This is a genomic window from Pseudomonas sp. IT-P176 (genome assembly GCF_949767245.1).
GTDB lineage: Bacteria > Pseudomonadota > Gammaproteobacteria > Pseudomonadales > Pseudomonadaceae > Aquipseudomonas.
In genome coordinates this window covers 26,023-42,491 of sequence record NZ_CATKPN010000045.1, presented here as the reverse complement: position 1 = coordinate 42,491, position 16,469 = coordinate 26,023, and the positions used below count along the sequence as shown (strand labels likewise).

Annotated in this window: 13 protein-coding genes; 11 read left to right on the top strand and 2 right to left on the bottom strand. The window is 59.4% G+C overall.

Annotated elements, in window-relative coordinates:
- Positions 1-44 precede the first annotated feature (44 nt).
- Entirely contained in the window at positions 45-1,718 is a 1,674-nt protein-coding gene (gene recN, locus ACM6IP_RS12515; RefSeq protein ID WP_095169478.1) for a DNA repair protein RecN, read from the bottom strand.
- A gap of 250 nt (positions 1,719-1,968) precedes the next feature.
- Between recN and grpE the strand changes: the two genes are divergently transcribed.
- The 8 genes from grpE (at position 1,969) to ACM6IP_RS12475 (ending at position 12,434) form a co-directional block, all read left to right on the top strand.
- Positions 1,969-2,535: a nucleotide exchange factor GrpE gene (gene grpE, locus ACM6IP_RS12510; protein ID WP_095169477.1), complete on the top strand. Its 567-nt coding sequence runs from the start codon at positions 1,969-1,971 to the stop codon at positions 2,533-2,535.
- A gap of 102 nt (positions 2,536-2,637) precedes the next feature.
- On the top strand, positions 2,638-4,554 hold the full coding sequence (gene dnaK, locus ACM6IP_RS12505; protein WP_095169476.1) for a molecular chaperone DnaK: 1,917 nt from the start codon (positions 2,638-2,640) through the stop codon (positions 4,552-4,554).
- A 297-nt stretch (positions 4,555-4,851) separates the two neighbouring features.
- The gene (dnaJ, locus tag ACM6IP_RS12500) at positions 4,852-5,976 is read left to right on the top strand and encodes a molecular chaperone DnaJ (RefSeq protein WP_095169475.1); all 1,125 of its coding nucleotides are present in this window, start codon (positions 4,852-4,854) and stop codon (positions 5,974-5,976) included.
- A 10-nt stretch (positions 5,977-5,986) separates the two neighbouring features.
- Complete coding sequence (gene dapB / locus ACM6IP_RS12495; RefSeq protein WP_095169474.1) at positions 5,987-6,793, top strand: 4-hydroxy-tetrahydrodipicolinate reductase; 807 nt, start codon at positions 5,987-5,989, stop codon at positions 6,791-6,793.
- A gap of 258 nt (positions 6,794-7,051) precedes the next feature.
- The gene (carA, locus tag ACM6IP_RS12490; RefSeq protein WP_095169473.1) at positions 7,052-8,188 is read left to right on the top strand and encodes a glutamine-hydrolyzing carbamoyl-phosphate synthase small subunit; all 1,137 of its coding nucleotides are present in this window, start codon (positions 7,052-7,054) and stop codon (positions 8,186-8,188) included.
- Between the two features lie 118 nt (positions 8,189-8,306).
- Entirely contained in the window at positions 8,307-11,528 is a 3,222-nt protein-coding gene (gene carB, locus ACM6IP_RS12485) for a carbamoyl-phosphate synthase large subunit (RefSeq protein WP_095169472.1), read from the top strand.
- Positions 11,525-12,001, top strand: coding sequence for a transcription elongation factor GreA (greA, locus tag ACM6IP_RS12480; RefSeq protein WP_095169471.1), 477 nt, complete (start codon positions 11,525-11,527; stop codon positions 11,999-12,001). The genes carB and greA overlap by 4 nt, the downstream gene beginning before the upstream one ends.
- 28 nt (positions 12,002-12,029) lie before the next feature.
- Complete coding sequence (locus tag ACM6IP_RS12475; RefSeq protein WP_320334528.1) at positions 12,030-12,434, top strand: MFS transporter; 405 nt, start codon at positions 12,030-12,032, stop codon at positions 12,432-12,434.
- Between the two features lie 9 nt (positions 12,435-12,443).
- On the opposite strand, the gene ACM6IP_RS12470 is transcribed toward ACM6IP_RS12475, so the two are convergent.
- Complete coding sequence (locus tag ACM6IP_RS12470) at positions 12,444-12,752, bottom strand: YhbY family RNA-binding protein (RefSeq protein WP_095169469.1); 309 nt, start codon at positions 12,750-12,752, stop codon at positions 12,444-12,446.
- Positions 12,753-12,853: 101 nt separating this feature from the next.
- Here ACM6IP_RS12470 and rlmE point away from each other — a divergent pair, with 101 nt between their 5' ends.
- The 3 genes from rlmE to folP all read left to right on the top strand — a co-directional run bounded on the left by rlmE (position 12,854) and on the right by folP (position 16,456).
- Positions 12,854-13,483 (top strand): 23S rRNA (uridine(2552)-2'-O)-methyltransferase RlmE, encoded by a 630-nt coding sequence (rlmE, locus tag ACM6IP_RS12465; RefSeq protein WP_095169468.1) that lies wholly within the window; start codon positions 12,854-12,856, stop codon positions 13,481-13,483.
- Positions 13,484-13,685: 202 nt separating this feature from the next.
- On the top strand, positions 13,686-15,596 hold the full coding sequence (gene ftsH / locus ACM6IP_RS12460; protein WP_414861601.1) for an ATP-dependent zinc metalloprotease FtsH: 1,911 nt from the start codon (positions 13,686-13,688) through the stop codon (positions 15,594-15,596).
- 8 nt (positions 15,597-15,604) lie between these two features.
- A complete protein-coding gene (gene folP, locus ACM6IP_RS12455; protein WP_414861600.1) occupies positions 15,605-16,456 on the top strand; it encodes a dihydropteroate synthase in 852 nt (283 codons plus the stop codon).
- The last annotated feature ends 13 nt before the right edge of the window (positions 16,457-16,469 follow it).

Sequence of the window (16,469 nt, the reverse complement as noted above, 5' to 3'; positions counted from 1 at the left end):
GAACGAAGGCGACCCAAGGGTCGCCTTCGTGCTGTCTGGCCGATTCAACTTTTGGCCGTTACCACCATTTTTTTCGCGTGAGCCAGGGATTCCTTGGTCAGGTCGATACCCCCCAGCATTCGTGCTACTTCTTCTATTCGCTCGTTCTTGCTCAGTTTGGATACAGCAGTGCGCGTGGCTTGGTCGCCGCGGACCTTGTGCACAAACAGGTGTTGATGCCCCTGGGAGGCCACCTGCGGCAGGTGCGTGACCGTCAGGACCTGGCCGCGCTCGCCAAGGCGGCGCAGCAGTTGGCCGACAATTTCCGCGGTCGGGCCGCCGATGCCCACGTCCACTTCGTCGAACACCAGGGTCGGTATGCGCGAGGTTTGCGCGGTGATCACCTGGATGGCCAGGCTGATGCGCGACAGCTCGCCCCCCGAGGCGACTTTCGCCAGCGCCTTGAGCGGTTGCCCGGGGTTGGCGCTGACCAGCAGTTCTACCTGTTCCAGGCCATTGGGCAGCAGCTCGGCGCTGGTGTTGGCGCGTAGTTCGATGCTGAAACGCCCGCCCGGCATGCCCAGGCGCTGGATTTCCTGTTCGACGGCGTGGGCCAGGCTGGAAGAAGCCTGGTGGCGCAAGTCACTCAGTTCCCGGGCTTTCTCTTGGTAGTGGCGGGCGAAAGCCCCCAGTTCTTCGCTGAGGCGCTCGATGGACTCATCGTTGGCATTCAGGGTTTCGAGCTCGTCCAGCAGGCGTTGCTGGAGGTCGGCTACCTCGGTCGGCTGGATCCGGTGTTTGCGTGCCAGGGTATAGATGGTGTCCAGGCGCTCTTCGAGTTGCTGCAGGCGTGCTGGATCGGCGTCGAAGTTGTCGAGGAACCGGTTCAGTTCGCCGACTGCTTCTTCGACCTGGATCTGCGCACTGGTGAGCAAGTTGGTGGCTTCACCCAGGGCGTTGACCGAGTTGTTGACGCTGGACAGGCGATTGAGGCTGGCAGTCAGGGCGTTTAGCACATTACCGGAGTCACTTTCGCTGCACTGCTCGACCACCTGTCGGCAAATGCCCAGCAGGGTTTCTGCGTTGGTCAGGTTTTTATGCTCTTGCTCAAGCTGCTCCAGCTCGTTGTCGCCGAGGCCGAGGTTTTCCAGCTCTTCGAGTTGATAGCTGAGCAACTGGTGGCGAGCGCGCTGTTCGTCGCCGGAGTTGGACAGGCGTTCGAGTTCCTGGCGGGTCTGGCGCCAGCGCTGGGCGGCGAGCTGGACCTGGCGGGCCAGGTCGGTGGCGCCGGCATACTCGTCCAGCAGGCGGCGATGGGTATCGGTCTTGAGCAGTGACTGGTGTTCGTGCTGGCTGTGGATGTCGATCAGCAGTTCGCCGAGGGCCTTGAGGTCGCCAAGGGGGCAGGGCGTGCCGTTGATGTAGCCGCGCGAGCGACCCTCGGCGGTGATGACCCGGCGCAGGATGCACGGGCCGTCGTTGTCCAGGTCGCGCTCGGCGAGCCAGGTGCGGGCTTCGGGGATATCAACCAGGTCGAAGGTGGCGAGGATGTCGGCCTTTTCCGCGCCCGGGCGTACCACGCCGCTGTCGGCGCGATCGCCCAGGGTCAGGCCCAGGGCGTCGAGCATGATCGACTTGCCGGCGCCGGTTTCCCCTGTGATCACGCTCATCCCGCGATCCAGTTCGAGATCGAGATGTTCAACGATGGCGTAGTTGTGTACGGACAGGTGCACCAGCATAAAGGCCGCTCCCAGGCTTAAGGTCTGGTTATTTATACAGTAGTTTATTTACCCCTGACAATGCCCTCGTTTAGCTCGATTTGCTTGGTGTCGGTGTTTTTTTAAAACCTGGCGCCAGGCCAATTCAGCGGTTTTTGTGTGGGTAATGCGCTTCTGCACACGGCAGGCCCTTGAACCTGCAAATTGCGACCCCATATACCGGAACAGAAGCGCGAGTCGAGTTCGCGCACGATTTTGAAAGGAGAAATCTATGGCTGACGAACAGACGCTGGATACGCAAAATCTAGACGCCAATCAGGCTCCCCAAGCATCGGGTGAAGACCTGGTGGCTCGTGTACAAGTGCTCGAAGAGCAACTGGCTGGCGCTCAGGATCAGGCTTTGCGTGTTGCAGCTGATCTGCAGAACGTCCGCCGTCGCGCCGAGCAGGATGTAGAAAAGGCTCACAAGTTCGCGCTGGAAAAATTCGCTGGCGACCTGCTGCCGATCATCGACAGCCTGGAGCGCGGCCTGGAGTTGTCCAATCCGGACGACGAAAGCATTCGTCCGATGCGTGAAGGGATCGAGCTGACCCTGAAAATGTTCCAGGACACCCTGAAACGTTATCAGCTGGAAGCGATCGATCCGGAAGGTGAGCCGTTCAACGCCGAGCACCATCAGGCGATGGCGATGCAGGAAAGCGCCGACATGGAACCCAACAGCGTGCTGAAGGTGTTCCAGAAGGGCTACGTGCTCAATGGTCGCCTGCTGCGCCCGGCCATGGTTGTGGTCAGCAAGGCCCCGGCGCCGGTTTCGCCCTCGATTGACGAGCAGGCTTGAAATCCGCCGCAAGGCCCCCATTTATAAGTCAAGCGTTTAAGTGCTACCGCAGTTAGCCACCACTGCTGCGGCAACCAAATCCAAAGTTTCGGGAGAGTTAACATGGGCAAAATTATCGGTATCGACCTGGGGACTACCAACTCCTGCGTCTCCATCCTTGAAAACGGCAACGTAAAAGTTATCGAGAACGCCGAAGGCGCGCGTACCACTCCGTCGATCGTGGCCTACGCCAACGATGGCGAAATCCTGGTTGGCCAGTCGGCCAAGCGTCAGGCAGTGACCAATCCGCATAACACCCTGTACGCGGTGAAGCGTTTGATCGGTCGTCGCTTCGAAGAAGAAGTGGTTCAGAAAGACATCCAGATGGTCCCTTACAAGATCGTCAAGGCAGACAATGCCGACGCTTGGGTTGAAGTGAACGGCCAGAAAATGTCGCCGCCACAGATCTCGGCTGAAATCCTCAAGAAAATGAAGAAAACCGCCGAAGACTACCTCGGCGAAGCAGTGACTGAGGCGGTGATCACCGTTCCAGCCTACTTCAACGACAGCCAGCGTCAGGCGACCAAAGACGCCGGCCGTATTGCTGGCCTGGACGTAAAACGCATCATCAACGAACCAACCGCAGCTGCACTGGCTTACGGTATGGACAAGGCCAAGGGCGATCACACCGTGATCGTTTATGACCTGGGCGGCGGTACTTTCGACGTTTCGGTGATCGAAATCGCTGAAGTCGATGGCGAGCACCAATTCGAAGTACTGGCCACCAACGGTGACACGTTCCTGGGCGGTGAAGACTTTGACATTCGTCTGATCGACTACCTCGTCGACGAATTCAAGAAAGAAAGCGGCATGAACCTCAAGGGTGACCCGCTGGCCATGCAGCGCCTGAAAGAAGCCGCTGAAAAAGCCAAGATCGAGCTGTCTTCGAGCCTGCAGACCGACGTCAACCTGCCGTACATCACTGCAGACGCGACCGGTCCTAAGCACTTGAACGTGAAAATCTCCCGCGCCAAGCTGGAAGCGCTGGTAGAAGACCTGGTTCAACGCACCATCGAGCCTTGCCGCATTGCGCTGAAAGACTCGGGTATCGACGTTGGCGCGATCAACGACGTGATCCTGGTCGGCGGTCAGACCCGTATGCCTCTGGTGCAGAAGGCTGTTACCGATTTCTTCGGTAAAGAAGCCCGTAAAGATGTGAACCCGGACGAAGCGGTTGCCATGGGTGCTGCTATCCAGGGCGCGGTACTGGCCGGTGACGTGAAAGACGTTCTGCTGCTCGACGTCAGCCCGCTGACCCTGGGTATCGAAACCATGGGTGGCGTGATGACCGCGCTGATCGAGAAAAACACCACGATTCCTACCAAGAAATCGCAAGTGTTCTCGACTGCCGACGACAACCAGGGCGCTGTGACCATTCACGTGCTGCAAGGCGAGCGTAAGCAAGCTGCCCAGAACAAGTCCCTGGGCAAGTTCGACCTGGCTGAGATTCCACCAGCACCACGTGGCGTGCCACAAATTGAAGTGACCTTCGACATCGACGCCAACGGCATCCTGCACGTAGGCGCCAAGGACAAGGCCACCGGCAAGACCCAGTCGATCGTGATCAAGGCCAACTCCGGTCTGTCCGAGGAAGAAATTCAGCAGATGATTCGTGATGCTGAAACCAACGCCGACGAAGACCGCAAGTTCGAAGAGCTGGCGTCCGCCCGCAACCAGGGTGATGCGCTGGTGCACTCGACTCGCAAGATGGTCGCAGATGCTGGCGACAAAGTGACTGCCGAAGAGAAGGCTGCCATCGAAGCTGCAGTGGTTGCCCTGGAAGCCGCCGTCAAAGGCGACGACAAGGCTGCCATCGACGCCAAGGTCGAGGAGCTGTCGAAAGTCTCCGCGCCAGTGGCGCAGAAGATGTACGCCGAACAGGCTCAGCCAGCTGAAGGCGCAGCACCACAAGGTGAATCGGCGCAAAAGGCTGACGACGTTGTCGATGCTGAGTTTGAAGAAGTTAAAGACCACAAGTAAGTTGTTGGTCGGCCGGTTGACTGCCTTTGTGCGGTGACTGGTAGGATGTCGCCGCGCGGGAGCTTGCTCCCGCGTTGGCGTGTCTGGAGTACACGAATTTTTACCGCGTGCGACAACGTTCGCCTGCGGATGGTATGGCCGGGAATGCTCCTGCTTTTCGAGCCGCAAGTACCGTATCGAATCAAAGACCAGGATCGTTGAATTGACGTGAGTTGGGTCCGGGCCTGTATTGGGGCTCAACGAGTTTGGCAAGGCTCAGGAGGGGTTTGCCGGACGTCCTTAAGAGTGCAAAGACTTATGGCAAAGCGTGACTATTACGAAGTGTTGGGTGTCGAGCGTGGCACGAGCGAAGCAGACCTGAAGAAGGCCTACCGTCGCTTGGCGATGAAGCATCACCCGGACCGTAATCCTGACGACAAAGCGTCGGAAGAAATGTTCAAGGAGGCCAACGAGGCCTACGAAGTACTGTCCGATTCCAGCAAGCGCGCGGCGTACGACCAGTATGGTCATGCCGGTGTCGACCCAAGCATGGGTGGCGGCGGTGCCGGTTTCGGCGGGCAGAACTTCTCTGACATCTTTGGTGATGTGTTCAGTGATTTCTTTGGTGGTGGTCGTGGCGGTTCCCGTGGCGGCGCGCAGCGCGGCAGCGACCTGCGCTACACCCTGGAACTGAACCTGGAAGAAGCGGTGCGCGGCACGACCGTGAATATCCGGGTTCCGACGCTGGTCAACTGCCAGCCGTGCGACGGTTCGGGCGCGAAGAAGGGCTCCTCGCCCGTGACGTGCCCAACCTGCGGCGGTATCGGCCAGGTGCGCATGCAGCAAGGGTTCTTCTCGGTGCAGCAAACCTGCCCGCGTTGCCACGGCCAGGGCAAGATCATTTCCGACCCGTGCAACTCCTGCAATGGCGAAGGGCGTGTCGAAGAGTACAAGACCCTGTCGGTGAAAGTGCCGGCGGGCGTTGATACTGGTGATCGCATCCGCCTGTCGGGTGAGGGTGAGGCGGGGACCCAGGGTGGGCCGACCGGCGACCTGTACGTGGTGATCAACGTGCGCGAGCACTCGATCTTCCAGCGCGACGGCAAGCACTTGTTCTGTGAAGTGCCAATCAGCTTTGTCGATGCTGCCTTGGGCGGCGAGCTGGAGATTCCGACTCTCGATGGTCGGGTCAAGCTGAAGATCCCTGAGGGTACGCAAACCGGCAAGCAGTTCCGCGTGCGTGGCAAAGGCGTTGCGCCGGTGCGTGGCGGTGGTGCTGGCGACCTGATGTGCCGTGTGGCGGTCGAGACTCCGGTCAACCTGAGTCGTCGTCAGCGTGAATTGCTGGAAGAGTTCCGCAGCTCCCTGGCGGATGACAACAGCCACTCGCCGAAAACCACGGGTTGGTTCGAAGGCGTGAAGCGTTTCTTCGGCGACCTGTAAGGAATCTGGTATGCGACGTATAGCTGTGATGGGCGCTGCTGGGCGCATGGGCAAGATTCTGGTGGAGGCGGTGCAGCAGCGCGCACCGCTCACTGGCCTGACGGCGGCCATCGTGCGCCCTGGCAGCACGCTGATCGGCGTGGATGCCGGTGAGCTGGCGTCGCTGGGTCGGATCGGGGTGTCGCTGGTGGGCAACCTGGAGGTCGTGGCGCAGGAGTTCGATGTGTTGATCGACTTCACGCTGCCGGAAGTCATGCTCAAGAACCTGGCGTTCTGCCGCAAGGCAGGCAAGGCCATGGTCATCGGCACGACGGGCCTGGACGCCGCGCAGAAGCAGGTGCTGGCCGAGGCGGGCAAGGATATTCCGATCGTGTTTGCGGCCAACTTCAGCGTCGGGGTCAACCTGTCGCTCAAGCTGCTGGATATGGCGGCGCGGGTGTTGGGTGATGATGCCGATATCGAGATCATCGAGGCTCATCACCGGCACAAGATCGATGCGCCATCCGGCACGGCGCTGCGCATGGGCGAGGTGATTGCCGATGCGCTGGGGCGTGACCTGCAGAAAGTCGCGGTCTACGGTCGTGAAGGCCATACCGGCGCTCGTGAGCGCGAGACCATCGGCTTTGCCACCGTGCGCGGTGGTGATGTGGTGGGTGATCACACAGTGCTGTTCGCCTGCGAGGGTGAGCGCCTGGAGGTGACTCACAAGGCTTCCAGTCGCATGACCTTCGCCAAGGGCGCGGTGCGTGCTGCGCTATGGCTCGATGGTCGCGAGCCGGGCCTGTATGACATGCAAGACGTGCTCGATTTGCGTTAAGATGTGCCCGAAATCGGGTTCGAGCCCTGCGTTCGAGCCCGTTTTTCCCCGCCAAGCGACGCCCTGTCGCATTCTCTAGCCTTTCAGGCTCATTGGCGGTAGACCAAAAATGCCTTTTTCTGTAAGCTACAGCTTTAGTGTGTCCACTAAAAGCGCGCAGAATAATTCAGTGAAGAAGCGGGGTGACGTGTCCATACGTCACTCCGCTTTTTTACAACCTGCGATCGCCCCTTCAGGCTTTATTTACGGGAGGTCTTCTTGACTAAGCCAGCCATACTCGCCCTTGCTGATGGCAGCATTTTTCGCGGCGAAGCCATTGGAGCCGACGGTCAAACCGTTGGAGAGGTGGTGTTTAACACCGCCATGACCGGCTATCAGGAAATCCTTACCGATCCTTCCTACGCCCAACAGATCGTTACCCTGACTTACCCGCATATCGGCAACACTGGCACCACGCCAGAAGATGCCGAGTCCGACCGCGTATGGTCTGCCGGCCTGGTCATCCGTGACCTGCCTCTGGTTGCGAGCAACTGGCGTAACACCATGTCCCTGTCCGACTACCTGAAAGCCAACAATGTGGTGGCTATTGCTGGTATCGACACCCGCCGCCTGACACGCATCCTGCGTGAGAAAGGCGCGCAGAACGGCTGCATCATGGCTGGTGACAATATCTCTGAAGAAGCCGCTCTGGCAGCAGCGCGCGGTTTCCCAGGCCTGAAGGGCATGGACCTGGCGAAAGTCGTCAGCACCAAAGAGCAATATGAATGGCGCTCGACTGTCTGGGACTTGAAAACCGACAGCCACGCGACCATCGAAGCCAGCGAGCTGCCCCATCACGTGGTGGCTTACGACTACGGCGTCAAGCTGAACATCCTGCGCATGCTGGTCGAGCGCGGCTGCCGCGTCACCGTGGTGCCGGCGCAAACCCCGGCGGCCGACGTCCTGGCCCTCAAGCCAGACGGCGTGTTCCTGTCCAACGGCCCGGGTGACCCGGAGCCTTGCGACTACGCGATCCAGGCGATCAAGGAAGTCCTTGAAACCGAGATCCCGGTGTTCGGTATCTGCCTCGGTCACCAACTGCTGGCCCTGGCCTCCGGTGCCAAGACCCTGAAAATGGGCCACGGCCACCACGGTGCCAACCACCCGGTCCAGGACCTGGACAGCGGTGTGGTGATGATCACCAGCCAGAACCACGGTTTTGCCGTGGACGAAGCGACCCTGCCAGCCAACGTGCGTGCGATCCACAAATCGCTGTTCGACGGCACCCTGCAAGGTATCGAGCGTACCGACAAGAGCGCCTTCAGCTTCCAGGGTCACCCTGAAGCCAGCCCTGGCCCGAACGACGTAGCGCCACTGTTCGATCGCTTCATCAACGAGATGGCCAAGCGTCGCTGAGCGCGGGCCTAGATGTAGCAAAGCCTGAGGGTGGCCACCGCTGCGGTGACCCCCTCAAGGCTTCACAGATTGAACAAGACGGCTTGCCGACTGACCTGCGGATTTGAGTGACAAACCCATGCCAAAACGTACAGACATTAAAAGCATCCTGATTCTCGGCGCTGGCCCGATCGTTATCGGCCAGGCCTGCGAATTCGACTACTCCGGCGCCCAGGCCTGCAAAGCCCTGCGCGAAGAGGGTTACCGCGTCATCCTGGTGAACTCCAACCCAGCCACCATCATGACCGACCCGGCCATGGCTGACGCCACCTACATCGAACCGATCAAGTGGCAGACCGTTGCCAAGATCATCGAGAAAGAGCGTCCAGATGCACTGCTGCCAACCATGGGCGGCCAGACCGCGCTGAACTGCGCCCTGGACCTGGAGCGCGAAGGCGTTCTGGAAAAATTTGGTGTGGAAATGATCGGCGCCAACGCCGACACCATCGACAAGGCTGAAGACCGTTCGCGTTTCGACAAGGCGATGAAATCCATCGGCCTGGACTGCCCGCGCTCCGGTATCGCCCACAGCATGGAAGAGGCCAATGCGGTCCTCGAGAAGCTGGGCTTCCCGTGCATCATCCGTCCGTCCTTCACCATGGGCGGCACCGGTGGCGGTATCGCTTACAACCGTGAAGAGTTCGAAGAAATCTGTGCCCGTGGCCTGGACCTGTCGCCGACCAAGGAACTGCTGATCGACGAATCCCTGATCGGCTGGAAAGAGTACGAAATGGAGGTTGTCCGCGATAAGAAGGACAACTGCATCATCGTCTGCTCGATCGAAAACTTCGACCCGATGGGCGTGCACACCGGTGACTCGATCACTGTTGCGCCAGCACAGACCCTGACGGACAAGGAATATCAGATCCTGCGTAACGCCTCCCTGGCGGTACTGCGCGAGATCGGCGTGGAAACCGGTGGTTCCAACGTACAGTTCGGTATCTGCCCGGACACAGGCCGCATGGTTGTCATCGAGATGAACCCGCGTGTGTCCCGTTCCTCGGCACTCGCTTCCAAGGCTACCGGCTTCCCGATCGCCAAGGTCGCGGCCAAGCTGGCGGTTGGCTACACCCTCGACGAGCTGTCGAACGACATCACCGGCGGCAAGACCCCGGCGTCCTTCGAGCCGTCCATCGACTACGTCGTGACCAAGCTGCCGCGTTTCGCCTTCGAGAAATTCGCCAAGGCTGACGCGCGCCTGACCACTCAGATGAAGTCGGTTGGTGAAGTCATGGCCATCGGCCGGACCTTCCAGGAATCCCTGCAGAAAGCCCTGCGCGGCCTGGAAGTCGGCGTCTGCGGCCTGGACGAGAAAGTTGACCTGAGCAACCCGGAAAGCATGAGCGTGCTCAAGCGCGAGCTGACCGTGCCGGGTGCCGAGCGTATCTGGTACGTGGCGGACGCAATGCGCTCCGGCATGAGTGTTGACGATATCTTCAGCATGACCATGATCGATCGTTGGTTCCTGGTGCAGATGGAAGATCTGATCAAGGACGAAGAGAAGGTCAAGACCCTGGGTCTGACCAGCATCGACCGCGACCTGATGTTCCGTCTCAAGCGCAAAGGCTTCTCCGACATGCGCCTGGCCAAGCTGCTGGGTGTGACCGAGAAGGCCCTGCGCCGTCACCGCCACAAGCTCGAGGTGTACCCGGTCTACAAGCGCGTTGATACCTGCGCGGCCGAGTTCGCCACCGACACCGCCTACCTGTACTCGACCTACGAGGAGGAGTGCGAGGCTGCGCCATCGGGTCGCGACAAGATCATGATCCTGGGCGGCGGTCCAAACCGTATCGGCCAGGGCATCGAGTTCGACTACTGCTGCGTTCACGCGGCACTGGCGCTGCGCGACGACGGGTACGAGACCATCATGGTCAACTGCAACCCGGAAACTGTTTCCACTGACTACGACACTTCCGATCGCCTGTACTTCGAACCGGTGACCCTGGAAGACGTGCTGGAAATCGTCCGCGTCGAGAAGCCTAAAGGCGTGATCGTCCAGTACGGCGGCCAGACCCCGCTGAAACTGGCGCGTGCTCTTGAAGAGGCTGGCGTACCGATCATCGGCACCAGCCCTGACGCCATCGACCGCGCCGAAGACCGTGAGCGCTTCCAGCAGATGGTCGAGCGCCTGAATCTGCGTCAGCCGCCTAACGCTACCGTGCGCAGCGAAGACGAAGCCATTCGCGCCGCCGGCAAGATCGGTTACCCGCTGGTGGTGCGTCCGTCCTACGTACTGGGCGGCCGTGCGATGGAAATCGTCTACGAAGAAGAAGAGCTCAAGCGCTACCTGCGTGACGCGGTGAAAGTGTCCAACGACAGCCCAGTGCTGCTCGACCACTTCCTCAACTGCGCCATCGAAATGGACGTGGATGCGGTCTGTGACGGCACCGACGTGGTGATCGGCGCGATCATGCAGCACATCGAGCAGGCCGGCGTTCACTCCGGTGACTCCGCGTGCTCGCTGCCGCCGTACTCGCTGCCGGCGCACATCCAGGACGAGATGCGCGAACAGGTCAAGAAAATGGCCCTGGAACTGGGGGTGGTCGGCTTGATGAACGTACAGTTGGCGCTGCAAGGCGACGACATCTACGTGATCGAAGTCAACCCACGCGCTTCGCGTACCGTGCCGTTCGTGTCCAAGTGCATCGGTGTTTCCCTGGCCATGATCGCGGCTCGCGTGATGGCCGGTAAGACCCTGAAGGAAATCGGCTTCACCAAGGAAATCATTCCTAACTTCTACAGCGTGAAAGAGGCGGTGTTCCCATTCGCCAAATTCCCTGGCGTTGACCCGATCCTGGGCCCAGAGATGAAGTCCACTGGTGAAGTGATGGGCGTGGGTGACACCTTCGGTGAAGCGTTCGCCAAGGCCCAGATGGGCGCCAGCGAAGTGCTGCCGACCGGCGGTACCGCGTTCATCAGCGTGCGTGACGACGACAAGCCACTGGTTGCCGGCGTAGCGCGTGATCTGATCAGCCTGGGCTTTGAAGTGGTTGCCACTGCCGGGACAGCCAAGCTGATCGAAGCTGCTGGCCTGAAAGTGCGTCGTGTGAACAAGGTGACCGAAGGTCGTCCGCACGTGGTCGACATGATCAAGAATGACGAAGTCACGCTGATCATCAACACCACCGAAGGCCGTCAGTCGATCGCTGATTCCTATTCCATTCGTCGTAATGCCTTGCAGCACAAGATCTACTGCACCACTACCATTGCTGCTGGCGAAGCCATCTGCGAAGCGTTGAAGTTCGGTCCCGAGAAGACCGTGCGCCGCTTGCAGGATCTACACGCAGGATTGAAGGCATGATCAAATACCCAATGACCGTCCAGGGCGCGCGCGCCCTGGAAGAAGAGCACACTCACCTGACCAAGGTCGTACGTCCAAAGCTTAGCCAGGACATCGGTACGGCCCGCGAGCTGGGTGACTTGAAGGAAAACGCCGAGTACCACGCTGCCCGCGAGCAGCAGGGTATGGTCGAGGCGCGGATTCGTGACATTGAAGGCCGGATTCAGAACCAGGTCATCATCGATGTCACGAGCATCCCGCACACCGGCAAAGTGATTTTCGGCACTACCGTGGAAATCGCCAACGTCGAGACGGATGAGCGCGTTACTTACCACATCGTGGGTGAGGACGAGGCTGACTTCAAACTCGGCAAGATTTCCGTCGGTTCGCCCTTGGCCCGCGCCTTGATTGCCAAGGAAGAGGGTGATGTGGTGGCGGTCAAGACGCCTGGTGGCGTGATCGAGTATGAGATTGTCGAAGTCCGCCATATCTGAAGGCTGGCGCCCGCTGCGTGCGGGCGCCATGCTCTGGCAGCTGACCCAGATGTTGTGGGTTGGCGGCCTGTGGCTGCTGCATTTGGGTTTGCTGCCGGTGCTGGGCCAGATTGGCCTGGCGCCGCTGCTGATCAATGAAATTTCAAGCATGCTGAGTACGCTGCTGGTGGGTTTTTCAGCGGCGTGCGTGGTTTCTCAGGTTTTGGTGCTGGTTCAGGCCAAGGGCCTTGTCAGTCTATGGCGCGATATTCGCGGGCAACTGCTGTTGATGGCGTTGTATGCAAGCACGATGTACCTGGTGGTACGCATGCAATGGCCGGAGGCGGAGCATTGGCTGTTGTTCAGCTACCTGGTGCTGGGGTTTTCCGGTTTGCTGCTGGTGCTGCAGCCGGTGCCAGGATGGGGTGGCAGGGTGCGCGAAGCACACCCTTGACCCGTTTCATCACTTGAAGCGGTGGACGTTCGACAGTTGCTTGTTTACGCTGAAGTTCTTGCGGTAAATCAGCGCCATCTTGCCGATGACCTGTACCAGGTCCGCCTTGCCGACCTTGCACAGTTCGGCAATGGCAGCCAGGCGCGATTCGCGATCGAGGATGTTGAGCTTGATCTTGATCAGCTCGTGATCGCCCAATGCGCGTTCCAGTTCGGCTAACACACCTTCAGTCAAACCGTTGTCAGCCACCGTCAAAACTGGTTTCAGATGGTGGCCAATGGATTTGTACTGTTTCTTCTGCTCTTGAGTGAGCGGCATAATCTGACCCTTTAGTCTGGATTCTGTAAAATGGCGGCCATTTTACCCGAGGGTGCGTGGATCCGCCCAATTAATCACGACCCTTATCATCGAGGTGCCCAATGGCGCGTTCCAAGACAAGCCTTGGTTGGCTGAAAAGACATGTCAATGATCCCTATGTGAAGCAGGCGCAGAAGGATGGCTACCGTTCGCGTGCCAGTTACAAGCTTCTGGAGGTCCAGGAGAAATACAAGCTGATCCGTCCGGGCATGAGCGTTGTCGACCTGGGTGCGGCGCCCGGTGGCTGGTCGCAGGTCACCAGTCGGCTGATCGGTGGTCAGGGGCGCCTGATCGCCTCGGACATCCTGGAAATGGACAGCATTCCGGACGTGACCTTCATTCAGGGTGACTTCACTCAGGACGCAGTGCTCGCGCAGATCCTTGAGGCCGTGGGTAATTCGCAGGTGGACCTTGTGATTTCCGATATGGCCCCCAATATGAGTGGTACGCCTGAGGTAGACATGCCAAAAGCCATGTTTCTTTGTGAGCTGGCGCTTGATTTGGCCGCCCGGATACTCAAGCCCGGTGGCAATTTCGTGATCAAGGTTTTTCAGGGTGAAGGGTTTGACGCTTACGTGAAGGACGCTCGTCAGAAGTTCGACAAGGTCCAGATGATCAAGCCGGACTCTTCCCGTGGCAGTTCCCGCGAGCAATATATGCTGGCTTGGGGCTACCGCGGCCGTAGTGAGTAAAACGAGGTTTTTTTGCGGGGCGATAGGTTTTTAGTATTTCGCCCCACAAGCAATAGCGAATATTGTGTAGTCAATGTTTCACAAAGGGTTACAGACGGCGCCTGCCAGAGCTGTAGGTAATGTAGTAAGTTAGGCCGGTGAATATCATGCGAAGCGCGCGCCAGTTGCGGAGCTTGCTTCAGAGGGTAGTTAATTGAACGATATGGCAAAGAATCTTATCCTGTGGTTGATCATCGCGGCTGTCCTGGTGACGGTGATGAACAACTTCTCCAGCCCTAACGAGCCACAGACCCTCAACTATTCCGACTTCATCCAGCAGGTCAAGGATGGCAAGGTCGAGCGCGTAGCCGTGGACGGTTATGTCATCACTGGCAAGCGCAATGATGGCGACAGCTTCAAGACCATTCGTCCGGCCATTCAGGACAACGGTCTGATCGGCGACCTCGTGGATAACCACGTGGTAGTCGAAGGCAAGCAGCCGGAACAGCAAAGTATCTGGACCCAACTGCTGGTTGCCAGCTTCCCGATCCTGGTGATCATTGCCGTGTTCATGTTCTTCATGCGCCAGATGCAAGGCGGTGCAGGCGGCAAGGGCGGGCCGATGAGCTTCGGCAAGAGCAAGGCGCGCCTGCTCTCCGAAGATCAGGTGAAAACCACCCTGGCTGACGTTGCTGGTTGCGACGAAGCCAAGGAAGAAGTCGGCGAGTTGGTCGAGTTCCTGCGTGATCCGGGCAAGTTCCAGCGCCTGGGTGGCCGCATTCCCCGTGGTGTGCTGATGGTTGGCCCGCCAGGTACCGGTAAGACCCTGTTGGCCAAGGCCATTGCTGGCGAAGCCAAGGTGCCGTTCTTCACCATCTCTGGTTCCGACTTCGTCGAAATGTTCGTGGGTGTGGGTGCCAGCCGTGTTCGTGACATGTTTGAACAGGCGAAAAAGCACGCACCTTGCATCATCTTCATCGACGAAATCGACGCTGTCGGTCGCCATCGTGGTGCTGGCATGGGCGGTGGTCACGACGAGCGTGAGCAGACTCTCAACCAGTTGCTGGTAGAGATGGACGGCTTCGAAATGAATGACGGCATCATCGTCATTGCCGCGACCAACCGTCCGGACGTACTCGACCCGGCGCTGCTGCGTCCGGGCCGTTTCGACCGCCAGGTGGTGGTCGGCCTGCCAGATATCCGTGGTCGCGAGCAGATCCTCAAGGTTCACATGCGTAAAGTGCCAATGGGTGACGACGTCGCTCCAGCGGTGATCGCCCGTGGTACCCCGGGTTTCTCCGGTGCCGACCTGGCCAACCTGGTGAACGAGGCATCGCTGTTCGCTGCCCGTACTGGCAAGCGCATCGTCGAGATGAAGGAATTCGAACTGGCCAAGGACAAGATCATGATGGGCGCCGAGCGCAAATCCATGGTCATGTCCGAGAAAGAGAAGCGCAACACTGCTTATCACGAAGCGGGTCACGCAATTGTCGGTCGTGTCGTGCCTGAGCACGATCCGGTCTACAAGGTTTCGATCATTCCCCGTGGTCGTGCGCTGGGTGTGACCATGTTCCTACCGGAAGAAGATCGCTACAGCCTGTCCAAGCGTGCGCTGATCAGCCAGATCTGCTCGCTGTATGGTGGCCGTATCGCCGAGGAAATGACCCTGGGCTTCGACGGTGTCACCACCGGTGCTTCGAACGACATCATGCGTGCCAGCCAGATTGCACGGAACATGGTGACCAAGTGGGGTCTGTCGGAAAAACTCGGTCCTCTGATGTACGCCGAAGAAGAGGGTGAGGTATTCCTCGGTCGTGGCGGCGGCGGTCAGCACGCCAGTTTCTCGGGCGAGACGGCGAAGCTGATCGACTCCGAGGTGCGCAGCATCATTGACCAGTGCTATGGCACCGCCAAGCAGATCCTGACGGACAACCGCGACAAGCTCGACGCGATGGCCGACGCACTAATGAAGTACGAAACCATCGATGCCGATCAAATCGACGACATCATGGCGGGCCGCTCGCCGCGTGAACCGCGTGACTGGTCTGGTGGCACGGGCACTTCCGGTACTCCTCCTGTAGTCCAGGATGAGCGTCCGCAAACCCCTATCGGCGGCCCGGCTGCTGACGTTTAAGGTTTGAAATGACTCTTGTACAGTCCTCAACCCGGTTGCCTTGCGGCAACCGGGTTCTTGATTTGGCCCATACGCATGTCATGGGCATTCTCAATGTCACTCCTGATTCTTTCTCCGACGGCGGTCGTTTCAGTCAGCTCGATGCTGCCCTGAAGCACGCCGAGGCGATGGTGTCCGCGGGCGCTACCTTGATCGACGTCGGCGGTGAGTCGACTCGGCCAGGTGCGCGGGCGGTCTCGCCGCTGGAGGAACTGGAGCGCGTAGCGCCGATTGTCGAGCGCCTGCACCGTGAACTAGATGTGATTATCTCGGTCGATACCTCCACGCCTGCGGTGATGCGTGAAACTGCGCGCCTGGGTGCGGGGTTGATCAATGATGTTCGCTCGCTGCGGCGAGACGGTGCGCTGGACGCTGCAGCAGCTACCGGCCTGCCGGTATGCCTGATGCATATGCTCGGCGAGCCGGGAGATATGCAGGACAACCCCCACTATGCTGATGTAACGCGCGAAGTCGCAGGATTTCTCGCCGAGCGCATGGCGCAGTGTGTTGCAGTCGGTATCCCGGTCGAGCGGATTATTCTGGATCCCGGCTTCGGATTCGCCAAGAACCTGCAGCACAACTTGAGTCTGTTCAAGCATATGGAGGCCCTGCATGCATTGGGGCGCCCGCTGCTGGTTGGGGTGTCTCGCAAAAGCATGATAGGGCAGGCGCTTAATCGCCCGGTGGGCGAGCGACTGCATGGCGGCCTCGCGCTCGCAGCGCTGGCGATGGTCAAGGGCGCGCGAATCCTGCGCGTGCATGACGTCGCCGAAACTGTGGACGTAGTGCGAATGATCGCAGCGGTAGAATCAGCCGAATAAGAATGTTGGAGTA

Bases quoted from the DNA above. Each gene is read 5' to 3' on its own strand.
- carB (WP_095169472.1), top strand. From the start codon at position 8,307: ATGCCAAAACGTACAGACATTAAAAGCATCCTGATTCTCGGCGCTGGC.
- dnaK (WP_095169476.1), top strand. From the start codon at position 2,638: ATGGGCAAAATTATCGGTATCGACCTGGGGACTACCAACTCCTGCGTC.
- dapB (WP_095169474.1), top strand. From the start codon at position 5,987: ATGCGACGTATAGCTGTGATGGGCGCTGCTGGGCGCATGGGCAAGATT.
- ACM6IP_RS12470 (WP_095169469.1), bottom strand. From the start codon at position 12,752: ATGCCGCTCACTCAAGAGCAGAAGAAACAGTACAAATCCATTGGCCAC.
- dnaJ (WP_095169475.1), top strand. From the start codon at position 4,852: ATGGCAAAGCGTGACTATTACGAAGTGTTGGGTGTCGAGCGTGGCACG.
- folP (WP_414861600.1), top strand. From the start codon at position 15,605: ATGACTCTTGTACAGTCCTCAACCCGGTTGCCTTGCGGCAACCGGGTT.
- rlmE (WP_095169468.1), top strand. From the start codon at position 12,854: ATGGCGCGTTCCAAGACAAGCCTTGGTTGGCTGAAAAGACATGTCAAT.
- ftsH (WP_414861601.1), top strand. From the start codon at position 13,686: ATGGCAAAGAATCTTATCCTGTGGTTGATCATCGCGGCTGTCCTGGTG.
- ACM6IP_RS12475 (WP_320334528.1), top strand. From the start codon at position 12,030: ATGCTCTGGCAGCTGACCCAGATGTTGTGGGTTGGCGGCCTGTGGCTG.
- recN (WP_095169478.1), bottom strand. From the start codon at position 1,718: ATGCTGGTGCACCTGTCCGTACACAACTACGCCATCGTTGAACATCTC.
- greA (WP_095169471.1), top strand. From the start codon at position 11,525: ATGATCAAATACCCAATGACCGTCCAGGGCGCGCGCGCCCTGGAAGAA.
- grpE (WP_095169477.1), top strand. From the start codon at position 1,969: ATGGCTGACGAACAGACGCTGGATACGCAAAATCTAGACGCCAATCAG.